Origin of the sequence: Faecalibacterium tardum (assembly GCF_040096515.1) — a bacterium.
GTDB lineage: Bacteria > Bacillota > Clostridia > Oscillospirales > Ruminococcaceae > Faecalibacterium > Faecalibacterium tardum.
The window spans coordinates 46521-69631 of record NZ_JBBMEO010000007.1; the positions used below are offsets into that span (position 1 = coordinate 46521).

A 23111-nucleotide genomic window follows, 5' to 3' on the forward strand; every position below is an offset into this window, starting at 1 on the left:
CATGAGTCTGAAATATACCTGCCCCAGCTGTGGAACCCCATTGGGTTATGAGGGATTGTGTTGGAAATGTAAGTGCGAGCAAGAACGGCAAGCTGCTCTGGCCTGGATGCCGGAACAAATTGTCGAAAAACAAAGAAACTTGATACAGAACATCCAGAGGCTGGCTGATATGGAGGACCCAGAGTTCGCCGACTTTTGGCAGCTGCTTGGCTACCATGATGCCATCACCCCGGAGATTCAGCGAGTGGCACTGGCCGCAGAGGTGTTCTGGCCCTGTGAGATCTATTATCATGCTCCCGCCGATGTGCGGGATGGTCTGATCCATGCGCTGTTGTCCGCAGAATATTCCAGCGCGGCCTCCAACCTGATGAGTTGCCTTGCTATGCAAGGAGATGACAAGGCAATGGAGACTCTGCTGGAGCTGGAGCGAAATCCCCGGCCCTGGCGCAAGGGCCTCTATGTAGACCCATCCAGCTATGCGCAGATTGGAGGCTGGACCTTCGACAAGGAGGGCCAGAAAATCCAGCTCAACTTCGATACCTGCTATCCTATGGTCAAAGGAACCACCAGCGAGAAATCTCCCGTCCGCATTGGCCGGGCACGGGAGGACACATGCCCCCACTGTGGCGGACGCATGGTGGACATGCTGGTGCTGGATGGCCGGGATGAGCGGCTGAAATTTCTGGGGTTGGATGGTATTCTGACTGCCACCTGCTGCCCCAACTGTGTGGGATTCTTGAAAGGTCCAGCCTTTAACAGTTTTACCCTGGATGGCGGCGTGGAAGTCTTTCCCTCCGAGCTCTTTGACGGGGCGGAGAAAACGGATTGCTATGTCAGTCCCGAGGACTACAAGGCCCTCACGGAAAATCCCTTTGTGCTGGGCGAAGCGCCCGTGCCCCTGTTTTACGGTGCGGCCTGCCAGGATGTGAACACGGTGGGTGGCTTTGCCAACTGGGTACAGGACGCGGAATATACGACCTGCCCCCACTGCGGGAAACCTATGAAATATCTGGCCCAGATCCAGTGGGATACGGTGTTTGACTGTGCGGAGGGCACGCTCTATGTGGAATTCTGCCCGGACTGCCATATCGTGTCCATGCAGCACCAGCAGACCTAAAAAAGTCGCACGGTATGAAAAGAGAAATACCAGCAGGTATTTGCGTAAGGAGGAAGTAGAATGAACAGCGAACAGATCACAGCATTTTTGCAAGAGCATTGGTACATTGCCTCGGTGCTCATCGGGGCCGTGATTTTAATTGGAGCAATCCGCAACTGGAACTGGCTCTGCGACCCCACTGGTACGCGGGATGCCCACCGCCACAGCAGAGGATACCGGCGGGTGGTGTTCTTTCTGTTGGGTGTCCTCCTGATTGTGGTGAGTATCTGGGGATTTGTGCTGAAGTTGAAATAGGAGGAGCAATCCCATGACCCAAGAAGAACAGATCCGACTCTATCGGCTGATGGAAAAACTCAACTGGTTTTTCCACCAAGAGATGCACTACCTGAATAGAGATATTGCGGAAAAGACCGCACGGGAGTGTTACCCGGAGATTCGGGATTTTACATACGATATTTTGTGGAACGACCTGCCCAGAGAGGTGCAGGGACAACTTATGAACGAGGATGAGACGCTATGAATACTACGATGACTTTAGAACAACTGCCTCCCAAGGGTGTAAAGCGAGAACAGGCCATTTTGGCGCTGGGCAAAGAGGAAGCAAACGGCGAACTGCTTCTCCAGCTTGTGAATACAGAAAAGGGCAAGTGCAAAACGGCTGCTCAAAAGGCTTTGGCGCAGCTGGAGTATGCCCCTGCTGCCCCACTGTGGGCCAAGCTGGTCAAGGGCAAATGGATGGGCAGCCATATCATGTCGGATGCCTGCTCGGATTGTGTATCGGAGCAGATTGCCCCAGTCATCCTGAAAACCCTCTCCCTGCTGTTGGATGAGGCGGATACAAAACCGCTGGAAGAGGGACAGGTGGAACAGATGAATTTCTGTTTTCATTTGATGCTGGGCAAAGCCTCCCCCAAGATGTTGGAGGTGTACCGTTTTCTGGCGGAAAATGCGGAACGGATCGGCCATCTCAAGCACACCCCCTTTTATGATGGTGACAAATGCACTACATGGCACATTTCCCAAGGACTGGGGCTCTATAAAGTAAAGCCAAAGGAAATGGAGAAGATTCCGGCTTTGATTCTGACCGCCTCCTTGATTCGAAACCCGGATACACGACTACAAGCACTGGCCGATGAACTATATGAACGCTATGGCGGCAGTTGGCTGATTCCAGTCTTTATGAAAGCAATTATCACCCAGCCCAAGGAACAGGTGTATGAAACCTATTCGCTCCTGCTGGGCACTCCCAAAGAAATCTACCTGTTCAATGCTCTGGGGATGCTGGATTACCGCTGTTATCCGGAGGACTGGATCTATGAACGCCTGGGGCCTGATGGAATGACTGCGTTCATCTTTTGGGGCTATGACCGCTACGGGTCCTATGACACGACCTTTATGTTTGAACGCTATGTGGAGCTGGATGAGCGGTGGCTTTTTGATCTGGCCAAAGACCCTGAAGGTCGAAAGCCTACGGTGACTTGGCAAAGTTACAACCGGAGTGGTGTTCTGTACGAAAGCTACGACGAAATGTTCATCAGTCTGCTGCCCCGCAAGGTGGAAAACCCGGAACTGAAGTGCGTTCTGCGGGACTACTTCCGCATCCGCAGCCAGAAAAAGAAAGTGGCTAAGAGCATCACCGTTTACCAGGATGCTGCGGAGCGATTCGGAGATTAAGCAGGAATGGAGCGACTGGTATGATCGGAACAGATGAAAACCGGGCAGTGCTCCATGTGGAGGTCATCTTCTGGAGCGGCAAACGAAAAATACCGCCCAGCCTGGTCAGCGGGAAGTAGGAGGACTTGCTATGAACGAAAAACTATTTCGCACCCAATTTAATCAAATGGAAACCACCGAGAAGCAGGCGCTGATGGAAAGCCTGGCTGCTCGTTATGATATGACCTTTCTCGGTCTACATACCTTTGACCGCTGGGGCCAGAACTGCACCACCGGCATCTTCAAGAAAGATGGCCGGGAGTTCGTCTTTGTCCCCGGCGATACCGTCACCCTGGGCTGGGAGCAGTTTGCCGTGGGACTGAATCAGGAGAGCCGGGAGGAATTAGAGTATCTGTTCCGGGAATGGGAAATGGAACCGCAGAACCCGGAGGAGATGATCCGGGAAAGTATGGCTCCCGTTCGGCAGGCGGCCATTGGCCCCATGCTGGTGGGCCGGGAGCTGGAGGAACTCTGCTGGGAGCCAGTCAAGATGGACGATCCCAGGCTGACCGCCCACCCTGACTGGCTGAAGGAATTTCGTGATTTTGCCTGGAGTGACAGCAGCAGTCTTACCTTGCATCAGTCGGCCCGCATTGAGCGGACGGAAAAGGGCTTTCAGATCTGCATCTATAACCGCACAGACTACGATGCGCTTCTTGCCGGGCTGGAAAAGCAGGGGCTTTCGCTGCCTACGGCGGACGAGTGGTCCTACCTGTGTGGCGGCGGGTGTCGGACCCTGTTCCCGTGGGGAGATGGGTTAGACTACTCCATGCGTCTGCGCTGGTTTGAGGACATGGATGAGGATGAGAACCGGCCCTATGACATGGAGGAACCCAACTTCTTCGGCCTGTCCATCGCCTACGATCCCTATATGCGGGAAGTGGTGCAGGCTGATAGACTTACCACCTGTGGCGGCGATGGCGGATGCAATATCTGCGGTGGGCTGGGCCCATTTCTCGGTTTCCTACCCTGTTCGCCCCACTGTAAGCCGGAAGTGCAGGAGGACAATGAACTAAACGGAGATTATGACTTTTATCGGCCTATCATTCGGCTGGAGAACCATGATTGACAATAGAAGCTTGATACAAAATAAAGAAAGAGAGGTGCCGACATGGGAGCATGGGGCATAAAAGCATTAGAGCGTGACGAAGGGCTGGATGTACTGGACATCCTCAAAAATGAATATGTACCGGAGCATCCGGTAATGGATCTGGGCGAGATGATCGAACTGATGAAAGAGGAAGTCATGCTGGGAGCTGACTTCTCACAAATCGACTTCCTCTTTGACAATACTGCGATGGCTCTGGCGGAGCTGTATTTCCAATGGAAGGATAATGGCAAGCTGGACTACGATTATGAAGAAGCTATATGGGATAAAGTCACCGGTTTCACAGCATCCAAAGAAGCCCTTGCTTTCCTGCTGCGGCAGCTCACCGACATCAAAAACGAGGTGCCGGACGAGGACGGCATCCGTGAGATTGTGGATCTTTGGAAGAACGAGGACAGCGGTGAGATCGCTCCTGTGTGGTCAGAGCATTTGGACTGGCTCATCAAGCGGCTGATCTCGGAACAGGAGGCATGACGCATGTATATCAAAAAATACTGGGGCAACTTTATCGGAGGCTCGGACGACAGCCTGAACCTTATGGCATTTTTGGAGGATCAGAAACAAGAGGAGATCCCCCTCAGCGAGATTTTCGCCAAGATTGGTCTGGACAAGCAGAACTGGGACTTCCGCCAGACCGTGGAGTATCTGGAGTTCACCCATTCGGACGGCGTGGAGATGGACTTCCACTTCGCCATTGATGTGGTCACCGACCTGGCCGCCATCCTGCTGGAGTGCAGCGTCAGTGGCAGTGTAAACCTTCAGGATCTGGACGAGTACAACACCCCCGCCCGCCGTATCCGCATCACTGCTACGCCGGAGGAGCACGAGGCCATGGACAAGGCCCTGGCGGACTTTGTCCATGCCCCGCTGGAATACGACATCAGCGAGATGATGGGCGAGGATGAGATCACGGATATGGCTTCTCAGGTGGAGATGCTGCGGAAGGAGCTGTACGAAGCCTCTGGCCGCAACCGGAACTACCATGTAAAGGCGGAAGATGTAAAAGATCTGCTCCCCGACTGGGAGGGTGCCGATGGCTGTATCGCCACCAACCGCATCACAGTGGAGGGCTGCAAGGTTGGCTACTGCTACAGGGAGAAGCCGGACGGCGGCTGGGACAGTGGCTGGCGCTTCACCGCTGGTGACGAGAGCGAGGCGTACATGGACGACCCCAACAACGCCGGGATTTACAAGCTGAACACAATTTGCAACGACGATCCCGACATCATTCCTCTGCTGGACACCCCCGCCCCCTGCGCCTTTGAGCGGGATGAGAACGGAGTGTTCCAGCAGATCAAAAACTGGAAACCGGATGAGGACGAGGAGGACCCTGATATGGACATTTTGAAGCAGTGCCAGAAGTGGCATGAGGAGGACAAACACCTGAAAATCGTTGACGCGCTGGAGGCCATCCCCGCCGAGGAGCGTACCCCGGAAATTGATATGGAGCTGGCCCGCGCCTACAACAATCTGGCGGACCCCAGCGAGCCGGAGGGAAGGAAGCTGCTTCACCAGGCACTGGAACTGATGCAGTCCCATGAGGAGGAACTGGGAGATACTTATTCCTGGAATTTCCGTATGGGGTATGCCTATTATTATCTGGATCAGGAGGGCCGCGCTCTGCGGCATTTTGAAAAAGCTCTGGAACTGCATCCCGGTGATGATCCGAAGCTCAACACCCGACAGGACATGGAGGAACTAATTGACTCGTGCAAGAAGGGTATTTCTCTGCCTCAGTTCTCGGAGTGCTTCCGGGAAAGGACAGAGGACTGGTGGGAAACCTTTGCCGAGATGGAAGCAGAGCTGCGCCAGATGATGGACGAGGACAAAGACCATACCCGCGGCGCAGAACTCGTGGCCCAAATGCAGGAAACCCTGAATCTGGTTTTTGATGAAATCTCCTTCGAGATGGGCTTCAACGGCGAGAAGTACGAGCTGATCCTCACTCCGGAGGGTGACAAGGTCAAGCTGTTTGAGCTGGTCTACTTCCAGAAACACGCCTCCAAGGAGGTGCTGGAGCACTGGAACATCCTTGTGGGCCGTCAGCCCCTCCCGAACATCGGCCTGCGTACCGAGGACGGATGGAATATCTCTGGGGATGATGTGCAGATCTGGCTGGAGGAACAGGGTGAAAACAGCTTCGCCATCTCCGCTTACTGTGAAAAGCTGCTGCCTAAGCTTCAAGAGGAAGAAGGCCGGGCCTGGTGGATGCTCACTACCCTCACCGACCAAGTGCTGGGCGAGATCTCCCACATGAGATACATAGACAGCTTTGATGTGCTGGAGGAACCCAAGGCAGAGCCGTCCTTCCTCCTGTCCCAGCTGCCCGACAAACTGCGGGAGCAGGGCCTGGAGCTCTCCACCGACCCGGAAGCCTATCTGGAGAGCTACCTTGGTTACAAAATGGAACCCAAACAGGACCCGGACGCCGATTGGCGGCTGGATGTAATGGCCGGTTCCACCTGCTGTGTGCCGCTCATCAACGGCTATCTGAATGCCGACAATGATTTTATGGACGATCTCCATGCCGACGGCGCGGTGGCGGGCTTCTTCTGCTATCCCCTGGATACCCTGCGGGAGGAGGAAGGCAGTCAGAAAATTTTCGACTTCCGGGACAAACTGGAGGAAGTGCTCACCGGCGGGGATGGTTCGGAAGTGCTCACTCTCACCGGCGGGGCTACCGGCCTCTACTGTGGCTATGTGGACTTCATCGCCTGGGACATCCAAGAGGCGCTGAACATGGCGAAAGAGTTCTTTGAAGGCACGGACATCCCATGGGCCATCTTCCACACCTTCCGCCGTGAAGCCGGTTCTGTACCCCTAAAGCAACAAGATGATGGGACAGAAACTGAGAATCAGGATGACGAGTTGGACGAAACGCTGACGGGCATGGACTATATTCCTTACACCCAACAGAACGCCGAAGCATTCTTCGCTCAGCTGGAGCAGTGGAACGACGAAGACGAGTACACCCGCTGTATCCAGGCACTGAATGCCATCCCGGAGGACTGGAGGAACTATCGCACCGCCTACGCCTTGGCACGGGCGCTAGAAAACTACGCCATTATCGGGGACCATGACGAGGGCACCCCTCGCTATAAGGGAGACAAGGCCCTGTGCCGCGCCATCGAGGTGCTGGAGTCCGTCCGGGAGGAAGGCCAGGACAAGGCGGAGTGGAATATGCGGATGGCCTACGGCTATCAGTATCTCTATGGTCAGGAGGAAAAGGCCATTCCCTACGCCCAGCGGTGGGCAGAGTTGGACCCGGAGGACGAAAATGCCTCGGCGGTGATTCAGGAGTGTAAGGCGGAGATCCGGAAACGCCAGCGCAGCCGGAAGAAGGCCAAATTCGTGCCCGGTGATACCCCCTTCGAGGGCTTCGACCTCACCAACTTCTGGGACGACAGTATGTATGCGCTGAAAGAGTATGTCAGCGATCCGCCTTCCGATGAGCTGATCGCCAGCGTGGAGGAGGAACTGGGCTATAAGCTGCCCGCCGCCTATATCTGGCTGATGAAGCAGCACAACGGCGGCATTCCGGTGAATACCTGCTATCCCTGCGATGAGCCGACCTGTTGGGCAGAAGACCATGTGGCCATCACCGGCATTTTCGGCATCGGGCGGGAAAAGAGCTGCTCCCTCTGCGGAGAGCTGGGAAGCCAGTTTATGATCGATGAGTGGGAGTATCCTGCCATCGGAGTGGCCATCTGCGACTGTCCCAGCGCCGGACACGATATGATCTTCCTGGACTACCGAGCTTGCGGTCCCCAGGGAGAGCCTGCGGTAGTCCATGTGGATCAGGAAAATGACTATAAAATTACCCATCTGGCAGATAGCTTTGAGGAATTTGTCCGCGGACTGGAGCATGAATCCCTCTATGATCCGGATGAAGATGTAGAGGATCTTGAGGATGACGCCGACGAGGAGAAAACTGACCGTAAGGGCTCCTTTGCCGGGTCTGTGCTCCTCTCCAAAGCGGAATGGGACAAGGAGCAGTTGATCCGGAATCTACGGGAAGAATGGGGCATCGTAGATGAGGAGCCGGATGAGGGCGACGAAGATGATGAGAACAGCGATGACGCTGTGGTAATGCGGGTCGGCGGCATGATGCTGATCGTGACACTCTTCCACGGTCACATCCCGGACAATGAAGCGGAGATCAACGCCGAAAACAACTATATGTGGCCAGAGGCCGTAGAGGTGGCCAAAGCGCACAAGGCCCATATCGTGGTGGCTGTATTGGGCGAGGAGGAAAAACTGCTGGAACGGGGTAAGCTGTTCACTAAGGCGATGGCAGTGTGCTGCAAGCAGAAATATGCCACCGGTGTCTACACCAGCGGCGTGGTATTTGAGCCTCGTTTCTATGAGGGCCTTGCCGATATGCTCAAAGAGGACGAACTGCCCATCTTCAACTGGGTTTGGTTCGGCCTGTACCGGAGCGAGGGGGGCCTAAACGGCTACACCTACGGCATGGATGTGTTTGGCAAGGAGGAAATGGAGGTGTTGAACACCGACGCTGAGCCGGAGGAACTGCGGGACTTTTTGGCCAGCCTTGCCTCCTATGTGCTGGCGTGTGATGTGACACTGCAAGACGGCGAGACCATCGGTTTTTCTGCGGACGATAAGCACACCATCACCCGCAGCCCCGGCGTCTCCCTGCCGGAGGAACAGATGACCCTGAAGATCGGTTACGAGCCTATAAAGGGAGATCCGGAGGATGACAGCTGCGACCACTCAGACAATGATGACACGCAGGATGAGGAAGAATTCAGTAATCCCGAAGTCTACACCGAGGAGGAGATGGAAGCCGTCGAGGGGCACATTGAGCAGTATTTCGGCAAGTTCGAGAATGTGTTCCATGAGCTGGTTTCTCCCGACATCCATGTGGACATCTGCGTGGTGCCGCCCTCTGAGGAGCGGGACTACTGCACCCTGGTCACCATGGGCATGGGCGCTCACCGGATGAATGTGCCGGAGGAACTGGCGGAATATAAGCTGGAGCGGGCGGAGCTGGCCATTGCCCTGCCTGCGGACTGGAAGCTGGATCAGGAGTCCATGAAAGACGAAAAGTGGTACTGGCCCATCCGCCTGCTGAAATCCTTGGCCCGCCTTCCCATTGCCAGCGATACCTGGCTGGGCTTCGGCCATACCATGGACAATGAGGAGGATTTTGCAAAGGACACAAAGCTGTGCGCCGCCATTCTGACTGGTCCCCAGGATACCGAAGATGGCAGCGAGGTCTGCATCCTGCCGAGTGGCGAGGAGGTCAACTTCTATCAGGTGATTCCTCTCTACCGGGATGAATTGGAATATAAGCTGGCCCATGACGCGGACGCCCTGCTGGGCAAAATGAACGGCATCAGCTTTGTGGTGGAGCCTGATCGTCAGGATGCTATCACCCGTGGCACCCTTTCCAATGATGATTTTGACGGTGAGATGGACGATGCCTCCTATCATATCGAGAGCATTGAGGAGAAGGAACTGCCAATTGACCCCATCAACGCTTATAACCACATGGCCATCTACCTGCGCTGGTGCATGGAGCACGACCTGATGGGTGAGGACTTCCTGAAAGAATACAGCGAAGTGGCCAAACAGGTCAAAGCTGATCCTGCCAGTGTGGATCTGCGGGAGTTTATCCGGGATGAGCTGGACGGCTGTCTGTTCTCTGTGTTATTCAATCAGCAAGGCCGTGCCTTTGCAGGCTATTACTACGGAGAGGGCGACAGCCCCTACTATCCTGCCGATGTTGACGACAACGCCCTCCGCTTCTTCGGCCCGGAGCGGTATCACTCTGATGAGTTCCAGGATGAAGCCTACCTGTTCATCCCCTTTGACGAGGACTACTATCAGGCTATGGCAGAGGTGATCGGGGAACGGTTTGAAAACTGGCAGGGACAGGACTTCGACGAGGACACGCTGGAGCCTTCCGAGGTTGCTCAGGCCATCATGGAGTATCTGGACTGCGAGTGTACCTATTTCCCATCCATGGCAGATGATGACCCCATCATGTCGGCATACAGCTACGCCCAGCGGCTGGGGGTACGGGAGGGCTTTGTTCCCGTGCTCATCAAGGCGGATGATGAAACGCTGTTGGAGTGTCTGGTGATGAACGCCGATCCGGAGCACAATGCGGACTTCTACGAATTTGACCTCAAAACAGTAGAGGAGTATCGAAAGAAGATGCTCTCCGCTCCCATCAAGGACGGAAAGGCGGTTCTGGAGGAATTGACCGGCCAGCGCAAGGAAGAAGCCGAGGACGATGACATGGACTGGGAGGCGGAAGTCCTGGGCGAGATGGAGGGCGGCTATGACAATGACCGCTTCTCCTGCTATTGGGATTCGGATAGCCACATGACCTATCCGCTCATTCTGGCCAAAATTCCGGTCAAGAACCCCTGGGAGATCTTCGCCTATCTGCCCTTTGGAAATTGGAATGAGTGCCCCGACACGCCGGACCTGATGGCAGTGGCGAAATACTGGTTCGAGCAGCATGGTGCCATCCCTGCCGCCATGAGCCACGATGAATTGGAGTTTGAACTTCCGACTCCGATCTCCAAGGAAAGAGCTATGGAAGTGGCTGTGGAGCAATATGGCTTCTGCCCAGATCTGGATCAGAATGAGGATGGAAGCATTGGCTCCTTGGCAGATGTCCTGTGGCAGTCCACTGTCTGGTATTTCTGGTGGGATTGATGGGAGGTGCGACCAATGACAGAATATCAGAAAACCTATATCGAACTAAAAAAACAGTTTGTTGCGACCAATGAAGGTCCAGACAATGTCCGCGCTCTATATACCTTCAAGGAAGAACTTGAGCAGAGTGAGGATCAGCAGGCCAAGGAAGTGCTGGTGGATGTATATGACCTGCTGGACTTTAAGAAGGACGCCTACGAACTGCTCTGCCAAATCGGAAATCGTTCCGATAAAAAGACCCTCAAGCGGCTGGGCACGCTGAAGGACTATGCGGAAAACTGGGGCAATCATTATGCTCTCCCCAAGCCCAAAACGCCGGAGGAAAAGCAGAAAGAGAAGGAACGGCAGGCCCAGCTGGGCCTGCCCGCCTTCCGGTATCACCCAAACCCTCTGGAAACTGGGGCTTTTGAGGAATCCGCAGACGGCGTTGTCTGCGACTGCTGTGGCAAGACGACCCATATTTTCTATACAGCCCCCTTTTACGCCGTGGAGGATATTGCATATCTGTGCCCAGAGTGCATCGCCAACGGCGAAGCAGCCCGGAAATATGACGGTAGTTTTCAAGATGATTTCTCTGTGGATGATGGTGTAGACGATCCGGAGAAGCTGGACGAGCTGATCCACCGCACCCCCGGCTACTCCGGCTGGCAGCAGGAATACTGGCGCGCCCACTGCGGCGACTACTGCGCCTACCTGGGCCATGTGGGTGCCAGGGAACTGCGGGCCCTGGGTGTGCTGGAGGAGGTACTGGACGATCCGATGTGGGACGATGAGCAAAAAGAAATGATCCGGGAATCTGTCAATGGCGGGCATCTGCAATGCTATCTGTTCCAGTGCCTCCACTGCGGAAAACACCTGGTCTGGATGGATTTTGATTGAAAAGGAGACATTACTATGGGACTTGACATCTACGCCGGGACGCTGACCCGGTACTATTCTCACAACTGGAAAACTGTTGTGCAGCAGTGGGCGGAGGAAAACGGATACTCTTTCAACCGCATCACCCCGGATGGAGAACCCGCCGACAACGAGGAGGAGCTGTCCTCGGCCGAGGTTCAGGCGGCGGTGGAGAACTGGCGGGATCAGATCTTAGCCGCCATTTCCCAGCCGAACCAACCGCCCTACACTCCATGGCCGGAGGACAACGAGCGGCCCTATTACACCGATAAGCCGGATTGGGATGCCTTTGGCGCTATGCTGCTGGTGGCCGCCTGTCGTACATACGAGGAACCGGTGCCTTCCACCGTGGAGAAGGACTGGATCTTCGGGGAGCATCCTCTGGTCGCCCGCCTTGCATCAGATGAGGAGCGGGTGTGGTCCCTGTTTCGTGGGGCTACCTGGTGGCTCCCTCTTTCTGACAGCTTTCTGTTCCAAGGGTCCTTGCCTACCGATGACACCGCCGCTATCGCCACCTTGGGCGGACTGCGGAAGGAGCTGGAAAAGCTGAACCAGCTGGCGTGGCAGGCCGATGAGGACACTATCCTTGGCTGGGCAGACACGGAGGGATACCCGGTAGACGGAACCGTAGACTCAGATGGACAGTACAGCAAGGCAGACATCCCGGAACACACCCAGTATGACACTCAATCCCTTGCCAAGTTTGCCTTCTCCATGTTCTGGCGGGCCATGCGGTTTGCCGAGGAGCAGCAGGTGCCTATCCTGCTTGACTATTAAAGAGAATTCGTCAGGGGGTGGAGACCGTGGAACAAAAACGGCCGGCAGATATAATTCAGGAACTTCTGGACTACCTGTGGAACGGCCTGGGCCTGGAGGAAAAGGGCTGGAAGCGTCTGAAAAAGGGCGACTTCAAAAAGAAAATGAAAAACGGGCTGACCTATCAGATCTGGTTTGACCGGAGCCGCTACAATTACATAGACTACGAAATCGGCCATGGGAATGTGGAGGTGGGCTTCAGCTGTATCATAAGGCAGGGAGATGACTACCTCTACTCTTTCAGAATTGAACCCACAACAGGCGGTTCATTCTTTCGGATGCTGACAGAGGACCTGCGGCTGAACACCGGGCTGCTGGACACCTTTCTGCCCCTGGTCAAAGCCAACTACCTCGACTTCATCGACCGCTTCGAGGCAGACCCCGTGGAGGCATTACAGCCGGTCTGCGCCCCCTTCACCGAGGCGGAGGACTACAGCTGGTTCATCTATGTGCGGGAGCAGATGGTGGAACGGTACGGAACGGCGGAGCAGATGGAGGAGTACCGCCGTCAGGCGGAATTGCGCGGAACGCCTGGACACAAGGCAAAGAACTGGATGGGTTCGATGTTGTTCCACCTCTCCCACGCCAATGATGTGGATCAAGCCTGGGCCTCAAGCCGCACCAGAGAGGAACTGGACCAGGTGGTGGAACCCTTTGTGCAGGCCAAGCGGCAGACAGGACAGTGGACACAGGAGGATGAGGCGGGCTATCAGCTCTACCGGCAGGAAACAGATCCGAAGAAGCGCACCTTTCGGGTATGGTATCTCATCGCCAACCCCCGCGGCCTGCCGAAAGAGTTTGTCCAGAAAGAGCTGGAGTTTCGGTGGAAACTGTTCCCAGAAAAGAAGGCGGAACCCAAATGAGCAATAAAGCTTTCCAGCAAAATCTGGACGACAAAAAAGGCCCCCAGCCCGGAGGTCCCTATCTCATTCAGATGCTGTTCAAAGAGCCGGTAGAAATGCCGGATAAAGAAAAAATGACTGCCATAATGGAGAAGCACATCGGATCAACAGAGTGCTTCTGTTATGATAAGAAAATGGCCGGCTTTGCCGCCCTGGATCATGTCGCGGAATTTCAGGACGGCAAGTGCCCGGTACAGCTGATGGTGATGAAATGCGACAAGTTCAAGGGCAAAGGCTTTGATGCCTTCCTGATGAGCCAGATGTGGGACTGCCAGGAGGACCGGGAGCGGATCTTCCGGGAGTGCAAATATCAGGTGGTGGCCACCGATATGCTGACTGCGGCGCTTCCAGCGCTGGAGCGTGCCAACCTGGACGCCGACTTTCTGGAGGCTCTGGCGGAGCTGTACCCCACCTGTGAGGCATTCTATTTCCAGAACTGCGGCAAGCTGTTTCTGGCAGAGGATGTGCGCTCCCATCAGATTGAGGGGCCAGATCGGTTTATCCGCTTTGGCGTCAATGTCCGTTTCTTCAACATTGAGGGTACGGAGGATATGCTCATCGACACGGTGGGTATGAGCACCCTGCTCCTGCCCGACCTCCAGTACCACTTCCACGGCATGGACCCCAACTGGGTGGTAAACCACGCCTACAATGTGGCATCGTACATATTGGAGCATGATAACCCCATTCAGGATGGGGAAACCATAGACGGCGTGGCGGATGGCCAGATGTGCCGGGAGATTCAGTGGAAGTGCCAGTATGAGGACGCCCTGATCCAGCCGCCCAGAGAGGTGCTGGACATCCACATGGGGAACTATGCCTCGGGAGGACGCTGAATGAACGGCGTTGTGCTCCTGGTGGGCGGACTGCTGCTTGTGGCGGTAATCAAGCTGATTATGGATCGAAATTGGACTGGCCTACTTCTCTGTGCTGTCGCCCTGCTTCTGGTCTTTGGAGCTGGACACCACACAAAATAGGCCATTTTAAGAATCGAGGAGGTGAAGTATGCAGAATTCAACAAATATGCGGATACTGGAATTACTCCGGTTTCTCTATGCGCGGACCGATGAAAACCATCCCGCCACAGTATCTGAAATCATTTCCCATCTGAATGGAAAAGGAATTCAGGCAGTGCGGCAGACTGTTTACGCGGATACCAATACTCTGATCGATGCAGGAATTGATATTGTGGTGGTCAAGAGTACCCAAAACCAATATTTTATGGGAAGCCGCCTGTTTGAGTATCCAGAACTGAAAATGCTGACAGACGCAGTAGCATCCTCGAAGATCATTTCTGCCAAGAAATCCGAGGAACTGGTACAGAAATTATGCCGTCTGACCAGCACACATCAGGCAGAGCAGCTTCAAAAATTTGCTGCTTTATCCAGCCGTGTCAAACCGCATAATGAAAAGGTTTACTATATCATTGATAATATCCAAACAGCGATTGGAAACCATCAGCAAATTCGGTTCCAATACTATGAATATACTCAGGAAAAAAAGAAAATCTTGAAGCATGATGGATATTATTATGTCGTAAATCCCTATGCGCTTGAATGGAAAAATGACCATTACTATTTGATTGGATTTTCTCTGAAGCATCAGAAGATTGCTCACTTCCGTGTAGATCGGCTAACAGGCGTAGAAACCCTTGAAACTTGCTTTATACCGATAGAGGGATTTGATGTAGCCTCCTATACAAACACAATGGTGGATATGTTTACCTCAGAGTCATCGAAAGAAGTAACCCTGGTATGTGAAAACGAACTGATGCGTGTAATCATAGATCATTATGGAGAAGATGTACCTGTTGAGAAATATGATGACGCACACTTCACAGCAAGAATTGAAGTAAACCCCAGTGGAACCTTTTATGGCTGGATATTCAAATTCAAAGGGAAAATAAAAATTCTCTCTCCCAAAGAGTGCATTACGGAAATGCAGCAAATCGCTCAGGAATTTATATAGCGCAAAAGAGGTGTTATTGATTTTTAACACCTCTTTTCAAATGAAATTTTTATCCTTGAAGTGAACGGATGTTCGATATACAATATAAGCAAGATGTTCGCAGTTCGTCGAACAAATGAGAGGTGAATGCTGTGGGCAATATAACTTTTGGATCATTTATAGCCGAGAAACGCAAGGCGCACAAATTCAATTTACGCGATACAGCCAAGCATTTGAATATTGCTTACGGTTATCTGTGTGATATTGAGCAAAGCCGCCGTCCTGCACCCAATGGAGATTTTGTGGAACGCATCTCTGCCTTTCTGAATTTGGATAAATCAGAACATGAGTTGCTTTTGGATCTGGCTGCAAAATCACGCAATACAGTATCTGCTGATTTGCCAGACTATATCATGGAAAAAGATATTGTTCGGGCAGCCTTGCGTGTGGCAAAAGAAGTAGATGCTACCGATGAAGAATGGCAGACATTTATGAAAATGCTAAAGGAGCGTAAACGATAGGGGGGAGAGCTTTGTCAATTCCACAAATCCGTACAGAAGCAATCGAGGCAGTAGGGCGAAAAATCCTGATGGAATATGATCCCTCTCTGCTATCCGGGCAACCATGTCCTGTGCCAATCGAAACCATTATCGAGACAAAGTTTGATCTAATCCTGGAGTTTCATACACTAAGAAAAAACCCCAAGATATTAGGGGAAACAATTTTCGATGACGGTGCTGTTGTCTTATATGACCAGATACAGAGACAGTATCGAATGATTGCAGTAAGAGCCGGTACAATCTTAATTGATGAACGGCTTTGTGATCCGTCAAAATTAGGGCGGCTCCGTTTTACCTGTGCCCATGAGCTGGCTCATTGGGTACTACATAAGAAGTTGTACTCCGGTACTGGAGATGTTGCTGCTTATAACGGAAATGTTTCTTCCGACGAAAGTCATGGCATAATTGAGCGTCAGGCGGATACTCTGGCTTCTGCTCTGCTGATGCCTTTACCGCAGATCAAAAAATGTTTTTACCGGCTTAAAATAGGCCGGACAGATGAACAGCTCATTGCTGAAATGGCAAATATTTTTGAGGTTTCCAAGCAAGCAATGCAGATTCGTCTAAAATCCAGAAACCTGATATAACCAAATGGGGGAATAGAGAGAGGCACTGCCCTCTCTCACGCTCCTCTGCTATGCTATTTTGTACCTAATATGTTCGCAATATTGCGAACAAGGAGGGATGTTCTATGAGAAAAGAAAGCACAACAATCCAAAAATGTAACAGCAGGCTAACAGCTTTGGGGCTTAACAGCGACGCTGCGTTTCATAGAAGTAAGCTGATTCTAAAGATTTACCGTGATGTAGTCTGGGTTCTGAGTGAACGGGCAGAAGAATTACAAGAAACTGCTTGGATTATGGGAGAACAAGATATAGAGTCTGGCCTCTGCTATCTTGAAAATTTTGCACCAGATATTGAACTGCAAGCCTTTGAAGAAAAAGTTTGCTGCCTTGTTCAAAATCAAATGCTGGTCAATATTATTGACCGTGCACTCCTTCGTCTGAAACGGTATCCGGATCGAGGAGAACTTTACTATGAAATTTTGACTAAGCAATTTATCTATCGGTTCAACAGTACAGAGAAAGAATTGCTGGAAGAACTAAATATAGAGCGCAGTGTCTTTTATGACCGAAAACGAGAAGCCATCTATTTATTTTCTGTTTGCTTGTTTGGATATTCTATTCCAGAAGTCCTGGAGGAGCTGCCCCGACTAAATCCCGACTAAATCCCGACAAATCCCCGACCTAATCCCTACTCCCTTCCGACTTCCGACCTGCTATACTTGTTATAGTGGCAGGAATGCGCTAAATTGAATACTTTTCTACATAAGGCCCGGCATTAACCGGGCTTTTTTCATTCCTGCTGCAATATGGCGGCAGGAACATGGCTGGAGGTGAAAACACTTCCGGCCTTTTTCTTTGCCCGGTATTAGGAGGCCGGTATGCGCTGGGAGGCGTACATAGCAAAATATCCATGACACCGTTCAAATTCGCTGACTACCAAGAATTTGAACGGAGGAAAGGATATGACGAGAGTATTCATTTGGAAAAATAACAGCCCACAGGAATGGGAGGAAATCAGTTTTTCAGCGTTCAGTAAGGCACGCCGCAATGGTTGCTTTACTGGGCGCTTTTTTGTTGAAACAGTCAAAATGTTCCGTGATGAAGATGACCGCATTATCATGGAATGTTCTCGCAAAGATTTTGAAAAATACCAACAGGAGGACCGCCACAGCCGCTATCTCCAGGAACATGAGAAAAGTCGCTCTATATTCCCGGCTTCTCATGTGGGAGATCGTGACGGCACAGAGGAAGGTTATCAGGATACAGATTTGTTTGTGGATGAATCTGTTGATACTGCGGAACAAGCTATTCAGAATTTACTTCTTGAGGATTTACACCAAGCTCTATTGAAACTGAGTCCGGCAGAACGAGATTTTATATTGTCCTATTATGAAATGAAAATACCAAATGCAACTTGTTTAGCCCAACGATATGGTATTACTCGGCAAGCCGCAGATAAGCGATTGAAAAAAATTGAAGAAAAAATAAAAAAGTTGGTTGCGATTTTCTAAAAAAGTGGCAGTAGCAAGTGAGAGGGAAATCCTTTCACTTGCACCTTGACAACCTCATATACGAATCATTAAGTTTGATCCTCTTTGGGCGTAATAGCCGCTACATCAGCGGTATATTTTCTGAGAGCTGCCACTCGCATAACAGGCCAACCCATTTTTGCTGTATAGATGAGTTTTCGGTTTATCAGAAATATATCAGGCTGGAATACATCGGATGGCATCCGGTCATGGCATAACAAGGAGGAAAGCTCTCTTACAGCCATAGTCCGAGCGTGATAATAACCGTCGCAGGCCATGGGTAAGACCAAACGAAGTGGAGGTGAAACTCCTGAGAAGCAGGCCAGCCACCTGCGGCTTAATGATTACCCAAATCCCTGGGGTGTCGTGGACAAGTAAGGGATAAAACAGGCGCTAAATTGAAGGAGACTCTGTAATTTGCAGAGCCTCCTTCTTACATAATCAAATCTCAAAACATAGGAGGATGAACATGAAAGAAGATTGGATTTATAAGCGTGGGGATTTATATTATGCCAATTTGAACCCTTATTTTGGATCAGAGCAAGGCGGCACCCGTCCTGTCCTGGTTCTTCAAAACAATGTGGGGAATTTTTTCTGCCCCACTTTGATCGTAGCTCCACTCACCAGTAAATGGATTAAGAAAAAGGAGCTGCCCACACACTATGCACTGGAGAGCGTTCCAGAGCTTGGACTGAAATCTGTTGTTCTGCTGGAGCAAATTAAAACGATTGATAAAAGGCGTGTTTTATCGTACATTGGGCGCGTATCTCGCGAAGAAATGAGAGCGATTGATGATGCTCTGCAAGTTAGTTTAGATATTCATATTCCGGAGGAAATGGAGGCTCCGTAAGGCCACTTACCGGATAAAGGAGGCGTTTTTATGTTTGAAGCAAGAATTGCGGAATTGAACCGCTTTAATGAACAAAATCCTGTCAGCTATGACAAAAGAACCTATACGGTCGATGAGATTCAGGACATTCTGGGTATCAGTCGTCCCACAGCATATAATCTGGTAAAACAGGGTGTATTCCACAGCGTCAGAGTCGGCGGTCATATCCGCATTTCCAAAAAGAGCTTTGATGACTGGCTGGATCACGCAGATGAATGATTTGTCAAGGATGCCGATCTCCAAATCGACATCCTTAACTTTTTTTCTGCTTTCTCTTACAATGAGGCCATAGCAAGAAAAACTTTATAGAGGAGGCAAAAGCCATGCAAAAACAAAGAGTAAAGACCAGTATGTCTGTACCAGAGATGGGCAAAATGCTTGGGCTTGGTAAAGTAGAATCCTACTGGTTGGTTAAAAAGAACTATTTCAAAACAATTCAAGTGGCCGGACGAATAAGAGTTATGCTGGATAGCTTTGAAGATTGGTATGCCGGCCAGTTCCACTATAAAAAAGTGGATGGTACACCGCCCGGAGAGAAATGGAGGCATACTACGATGTCAGTTCCGGAAATGGCGGATCTTTTGGGGCTGAAATCTGGCACAGCTTATGACCTTGTTAAAAGGGGCTATTTTGAGACGACCTTGATTGATCGAAGAATTCGTATCATTACCAGCAGTTTTGAAGCCTGGTATCAAAAGCAAACTCATTATGTGAAAATCTCAGAAAGGAGCAATGAAAATGGCATCTATCGTGAAGCGTAAAAGCAAATATTCTGTGGTGTATGATTACACAGATGAAAACGGAAAACGCAGACAGCGTTGGGAAACCTTCAGCACAAATGCAGAAGCAAAAAAACGAAAAAAGCAAATTGAGTATGAGCAGGACTCTGGAACCTTCTTTATTCCTACGGCAAAGACCCTGAACGATCTGCTCGATGAATATATGTCCATCTATGGTGTAAATACCTGGGCAATGTCAACATATGAAAGCCGCCGTGGTCTGGCGAGAAACTACATAACTCCTATTATCGGAGATATGTTACTATCCGACATCACTCCAAGGATGATGGATAAGTATTACCGTGATCTGCTCTCTGTGAAAACGGTAAGCGTCAACAACCGCAAACCCACAAGCGAATATCTGACCCCGCATACAGTAAGAGAAATTCACAAGCTACTTCGCAGTGCCTTTAATCAGGCGGTGCGTTGGGAACTAATCAGCCGTAACCCTGTCCTGAATGCGACACTTCCCAAAGAAGAACATAAAGAACGGGATATATGGACTGCCGAAACGCTGAGCAAGGCTATGGAAGTCTGTGATGATCCTATCCTCTCCCTTGCCTTAAATCTGGCGTTCTCCTGCTCTTTACGCATTGGCGAAATGCTGGGCCTTACCTGGGACTGCATTGATATTGCACCACAGAGCATAGAAAATGGTTCAGCTTATATATTCGTCAACAAAGAGCTGCAACGGGTTACACGAGGTGCATTGGACGATTTGAGCGACAAAGGTGTTATTAAGAAGTTTCCACCTTGCATAGCCAGTACCCATACTGCTCTGGTCCTGAAAGAGCCTAAAACCAAAACCAGTATTCGCCGCGTGTACCTGCCGAAAACAGTTGCCTATATGCTGGTAGAGAGAAAAAAAGAAATTGATGAGCTGATGGATCTGTTTGGAGATGAATACATCGACAATAACCTGGTCTTTTGCTCCAGCAATGGCCGTCCGATGGAAAGTCAGGTGATTAACCGTGCTTTCAATAAACTTATCAAAGAAAACGGACTGCCTCATGTTGTGTTCCATTCTCTTCGCCACTCCAGCATCACCTACAAGCTGAAACTCAATGGCGGCGATATGAAATCAGTCCAGGGTGACTCTGGTCATGCTCAGGTTAAAATGGTTGCGGATGTCTATTCTCACATCATCGACGAGGATCGGTGCATAAACGCTCAGCGATTGGAGGAAGCTTTTTATTCCTCTAAGACTCCTGACCCTGTTGAAGATACAGAGCCTAAAACTGCGGATACTGCCGTCACTGAAAGAGATGAAAGTGATGCAGCGAAGATACTGGAACTGCTTAAAAATCCCGAAACTGCCGCACTGCTCAAGCAGCTGGCAAAAGCTTTATAAAGTCCCTCCCTCAGAAGAACGCCTCTCACTTTGTGAGAGGTTTTCTTCGTTTGAACCACTTTGCACAGTGACCAAACACTTTTTTTGTTAGCAAGGTTCTGAAAGCATTTTTGAGCGATGTTAGCAAATTCGCGATTTTGTTTGCAACTTCCTCTAATTTCTGCTAACAAATGTTTGCAAGTTCCTTTGGTAAAAATCGAACCTCTGACTTACCGCCTTTCTTAGCAAAAGGCCAAATCTCGTTAGCAAATGTTAGCAAACCAAGGTTTTTTGCAAAAAAGCCACAAAAGCCGCAGAAATAAGAAAAGCCGAAAACCCTGATAAATCAAAGGTTTTCGGCGTGTTTGCTGGCGTCCCTGGCGGGATTCGAACCCACGGCCTTTCGCTTAGGAGGCGAACGCTCTATCCTGCTGAGCTACAGAGACTTATATTAAATTGAGACTGGCAACGATCACTTTTCCCCGTAAGGCAGCTGGTAGAGCACAACCTTAGGAGGCGGACGCTCTATCCAGCTGAGCTACGGAGACACAGTTCTGCATCTTTGGGGGCGGAACGAACCCCAAAAACGCAGTACCTTATTATAATACCGCAACTGGGCTGTAAAATCAAGTTGAACCTGCGGGCAAAATGGTGTATGCTATAAGGGAATGCAAAGCGGCTGCGTGCTGCGCAGGGAGGATGCTATGGAAAAGATAAAAAATATCCGCAAAAAGCTGCGGCACCAGAGGTCGGTCCGGCGGAGAAAGCTGGGACTGAGCACCCCGACCCAGATCATCTGCGTCAGCTTTATTATCGTGATCGCGCTGGGCACGCTGCTGCTCACTTTGCCCATTGCCAGCAGGCACGGACGGCTGGACGTGCTCAACGCCATGTTCACAGCTACCAGCGCCACCTGCGTTACCGGTCTGGTGGTGCGGGATACATGGTCGCAGTTCACATGGTTCGGGCAGGCGGTGGTGCTGCTGCTCATTCAGGTGGGTGGCCTTGGCCTTGTTACCCTCACCAGCTTTTTTGCGCTGGCCATGCGCCGGCGCATGGGCTTCCGTGATCTGCGCTTGCTGGGCGAAAGCGTCTCGGCAGACGGCTACGATCAGGCCAAAAGCGTGCTGAAGATCGTGGTGGGGCTGGCAGCGATGTTTGAAGGCATCGGCATTCTGCTGCTGCTGTTCGCCTTTGTGCCGCAGTTCGGGCTGGAGGGCGTCTGGATCAGCGTGTTCACCGCCATTTCGGCCTTCTGCAATGCGGGCTTTGACCTGTTCGGACGGTTCGGAGCGTACTCCTCGCTGGTGCCCTATGTCAACAACTACTATGTGCAGGCGGTGATCATATTCATGATCATCTCCGGCGGTCTGGGCTTTATGGTCTGGGTGGAGCTGTGCCAGTGGTACCAGAAACGCCGCCTGTCCCTGCACGCCAAGGTGGTGCTGTCCTTCTCGGTGATCTTATGGCTGGGCGGCGCGCTGGGGCTGGGACTGATGGAGTGGAACAACCCCGCCACACTGGGCGGGCTGTCGGTGCCCGGCAAGGTGATGGCTTCGCTGTTCCAGTCGGTATCCACCCGTACCGCCGGCATGAACACCGTGGATCTGGCCTCCTGCGGCACCCTGAGCAAGCTGCTCATGAGCGTGTTGCAGTTCATCGGCGCAGCGCCCGGCTCTACCGGCGGCGGCGTGAAGGTGACCACCTTCGCGGTCATCATCCTGACCATCCGCAGCGTGGCGCAGGGACGCGATGACTGTGTGATCGCTGACCACCACATCGAGTCCAAGACGGTCTACCGCGCGCTGACCATTATCGTGCTGGGCGCTGTGGCGGTCATCGGCTCGGCCATCGTGGTGTACTACAACACCTCGGACGCCGTGTCTGTGGTGGACGCCATCTTCGAGTCCTGCTCGGCCTTTGGCACGGTGGGCCTTTCCGTGGGCGTGACCAGCCAGCTGAACAACGGGGCAAAGATCCTGTATATGCTGGTCATGTTCATGGGCCGTGTAGGCCCGGTGGCCTTTGCCATGAGCCTGACCGCCAAACCGGACGACAACAAGCGCAAGATCATGCCGGTGGGGCATATCAATGTAGGTTAAATGAAAAAACGGCGGCTGCACAAAGCACTGTGCAGCCGCCGTTTTTGATGTTAAACGATTTTGAATGGCCTCCGCGTGCGCTTTGGCCATATTTTAAGGAAGATTATTTTTTACTTCGGGCTGACGGAGCGTCTGCGGAGCTTGTCGGGGCAAAGCCCCTCCA

General features: G+C 51.7%; 21 protein-coding genes and 1 tRNA gene. 21 read left to right on the top strand and 1 reads right to left on the bottom strand.

Annotated features, from left to right (window positions below):
* Position 1 precedes the first annotated feature (1 nt).
* From WMO44_RS06675 to WMO44_RS06770, 20 genes are all read left to right on the top strand, one after another.
* The gene (locus WMO44_RS06675; protein WP_024724971.1) at positions 2–1117 is read left to right on the top strand and encodes a hypothetical protein; all 1116 of its coding nucleotides are present in this window, start codon (positions 2–4) and stop codon (positions 1115–1117) included.
* A 60-nt stretch (positions 1118–1177) separates the two neighbouring features.
* Positions 1178–1411, top strand: coding sequence for an immunity 17 family protein (locus WMO44_RS06680; RefSeq protein ID WP_002576934.1), 234 nt, complete (start codon positions 1178–1180; stop codon positions 1409–1411).
* Positions 1412–1424: 13 nt separating this feature from the next.
* Entirely contained in the window at positions 1425–1637 is a 213-nt protein-coding gene (locus tag WMO44_RS06685) for a hypothetical protein (protein ID WP_008982527.1), read from the top strand.
* A complete protein-coding gene (locus WMO44_RS06690; protein WP_024724970.1) occupies positions 1634–2791 on the top strand; it encodes a hypothetical protein in 1158 nt (385 codons plus the stop codon). The genes WMO44_RS06685 and WMO44_RS06690 overlap by 4 nt, the downstream gene beginning before the upstream one ends.
* 130 nt (positions 2792–2921) lie before the next feature.
* Positions 2922–3899: a hypothetical protein gene (locus WMO44_RS06695; RefSeq protein ID WP_024724969.1), complete on the top strand. Its 978-nt coding sequence runs from the start codon at positions 2922–2924 to the stop codon at positions 3897–3899.
* 42 nt (positions 3900–3941) lie between these two features.
* Complete coding sequence (locus WMO44_RS06700; protein ID WP_006059608.1) at positions 3942–4412, top strand: DUF4259 domain-containing protein; 471 nt, start codon at positions 3942–3944, stop codon at positions 4410–4412.
* Between the two features lie 3 nt (positions 4413–4415).
* Positions 4416–10631, top strand: a complete 6216-nt coding sequence (locus tag WMO44_RS06705) for an immunity protein Imm33 domain-containing protein (RefSeq protein ID WP_024724968.1) — start codon at positions 4416–4418, stop codon at positions 10629–10631.
* A 15-nt stretch (positions 10632–10646) separates the two neighbouring features.
* Complete coding sequence (locus WMO44_RS06710) at positions 10647–11510, top strand: CbrC family protein (RefSeq protein ID WP_020225633.1); 864 nt, start codon at positions 10647–10649, stop codon at positions 11508–11510.
* A 15-nt stretch (positions 11511–11525) separates the two neighbouring features.
* Positions 11526–12305 carry a hypothetical protein gene (locus tag WMO44_RS06715; protein WP_024724967.1) on the top strand — a complete coding sequence of 260 codons (780 nt, stop codon included), beginning with the start codon at positions 11526–11528 and terminating at the stop codon, positions 12303–12305.
* A 17-nt stretch (positions 12306–12322) separates the two neighbouring features.
* A complete protein-coding gene (locus WMO44_RS06720; RefSeq protein WP_435387729.1) occupies positions 12323–13207 on the top strand; it encodes a spondin in 885 nt (294 codons plus the stop codon).
* On the top strand, positions 13204–14082 hold the full coding sequence (locus WMO44_RS06725) for a DUF4261 domain-containing protein (RefSeq protein ID WP_349152123.1): 879 nt from the start codon (positions 13204–13206) through the stop codon (positions 14080–14082). Before WMO44_RS06720 ends, WMO44_RS06725 begins: the two co-directional genes overlap by 4 nt.
* A gap of 169 nt (positions 14083–14251) precedes the next feature.
* Entirely contained in the window at positions 14252–15214 is a 963-nt protein-coding gene (locus WMO44_RS06730; protein ID WP_002589002.1) for a helix-turn-helix transcriptional regulator, read from the top strand.
* A 131-nt stretch (positions 15215–15345) separates the two neighbouring features.
* Positions 15346–15714 carry a helix-turn-helix domain-containing protein gene (locus WMO44_RS06735; RefSeq protein ID WP_002569119.1) on the top strand — a complete coding sequence of 123 codons (369 nt, stop codon included), beginning with the start codon at positions 15346–15348 and terminating at the stop codon, positions 15712–15714.
* Between the two features lie 68 nt (positions 15715–15782).
* Positions 15783–16340 (top strand): ImmA/IrrE family metallo-endopeptidase, encoded by a 558-nt coding sequence (locus tag WMO44_RS06740; protein WP_006059621.1) that lies wholly within the window; start codon positions 15783–15785, stop codon positions 16338–16340.
* A gap of 104 nt (positions 16341–16444) precedes the next feature.
* Positions 16445–16981: a hypothetical protein gene (locus WMO44_RS06745; RefSeq protein WP_002592913.1), complete on the top strand. Its 537-nt coding sequence runs from the start codon at positions 16445–16447 to the stop codon at positions 16979–16981.
* 300 nt (positions 16982–17281) lie between these two features.
* On the top strand, positions 17282–17830 hold the full coding sequence (locus WMO44_RS06750) for a sigma-70 family RNA polymerase sigma factor (RefSeq protein WP_006059623.1): 549 nt from the start codon (positions 17282–17284) through the stop codon (positions 17828–17830).
* 487 nt (positions 17831–18317) lie between these two features.
* Positions 18318–18698, top strand: coding sequence for a type II toxin-antitoxin system PemK/MazF family toxin (locus WMO44_RS06755; protein ID WP_002569115.1), 381 nt, complete (start codon positions 18318–18320; stop codon positions 18696–18698).
* A gap of 30 nt (positions 18699–18728) precedes the next feature.
* A complete protein-coding gene (locus WMO44_RS06760; RefSeq protein ID WP_002569114.1) occupies positions 18729–18956 on the top strand; it encodes a helix-turn-helix domain-containing protein in 228 nt (75 codons plus the stop codon).
* Positions 18957–19060: 104 nt separating this feature from the next.
* A complete protein-coding gene (locus tag WMO44_RS06765) occupies positions 19061–19498 on the top strand; it encodes a helix-turn-helix domain-containing protein (protein WP_349152124.1) in 438 nt (145 codons plus the stop codon).
* Entirely contained in the window at positions 19476–20867 is a 1392-nt protein-coding gene (locus WMO44_RS06770) for a tyrosine-type recombinase/integrase (RefSeq protein ID WP_024724965.1), read from the top strand. The genes WMO44_RS06765 and WMO44_RS06770 overlap by 23 nt, the downstream gene beginning before the upstream one ends.
* A 348-nt stretch (positions 20868–21215) precedes the next feature.
* Here the strand turns inward: WMO44_RS06770 and WMO44_RS06775 are convergent.
* A tRNA-Arg gene (locus tag WMO44_RS06775) sits at positions 21216–21292 on the bottom strand.
* A 258-nt stretch (positions 21293–21550) separates the two neighbouring features.
* On the opposite strand from WMO44_RS06775, the gene WMO44_RS06780 reads away from it, so the two are divergent.
* The gene (locus WMO44_RS06780) at positions 21551–22948 is read left to right on the top strand and encodes a TrkH family potassium uptake protein (RefSeq protein WP_118658831.1); all 1398 of its coding nucleotides are present in this window, start codon (positions 21551–21553) and stop codon (positions 22946–22948) included.
* The last annotated feature ends 163 nt before the right edge of the window (positions 22949–23111 follow it).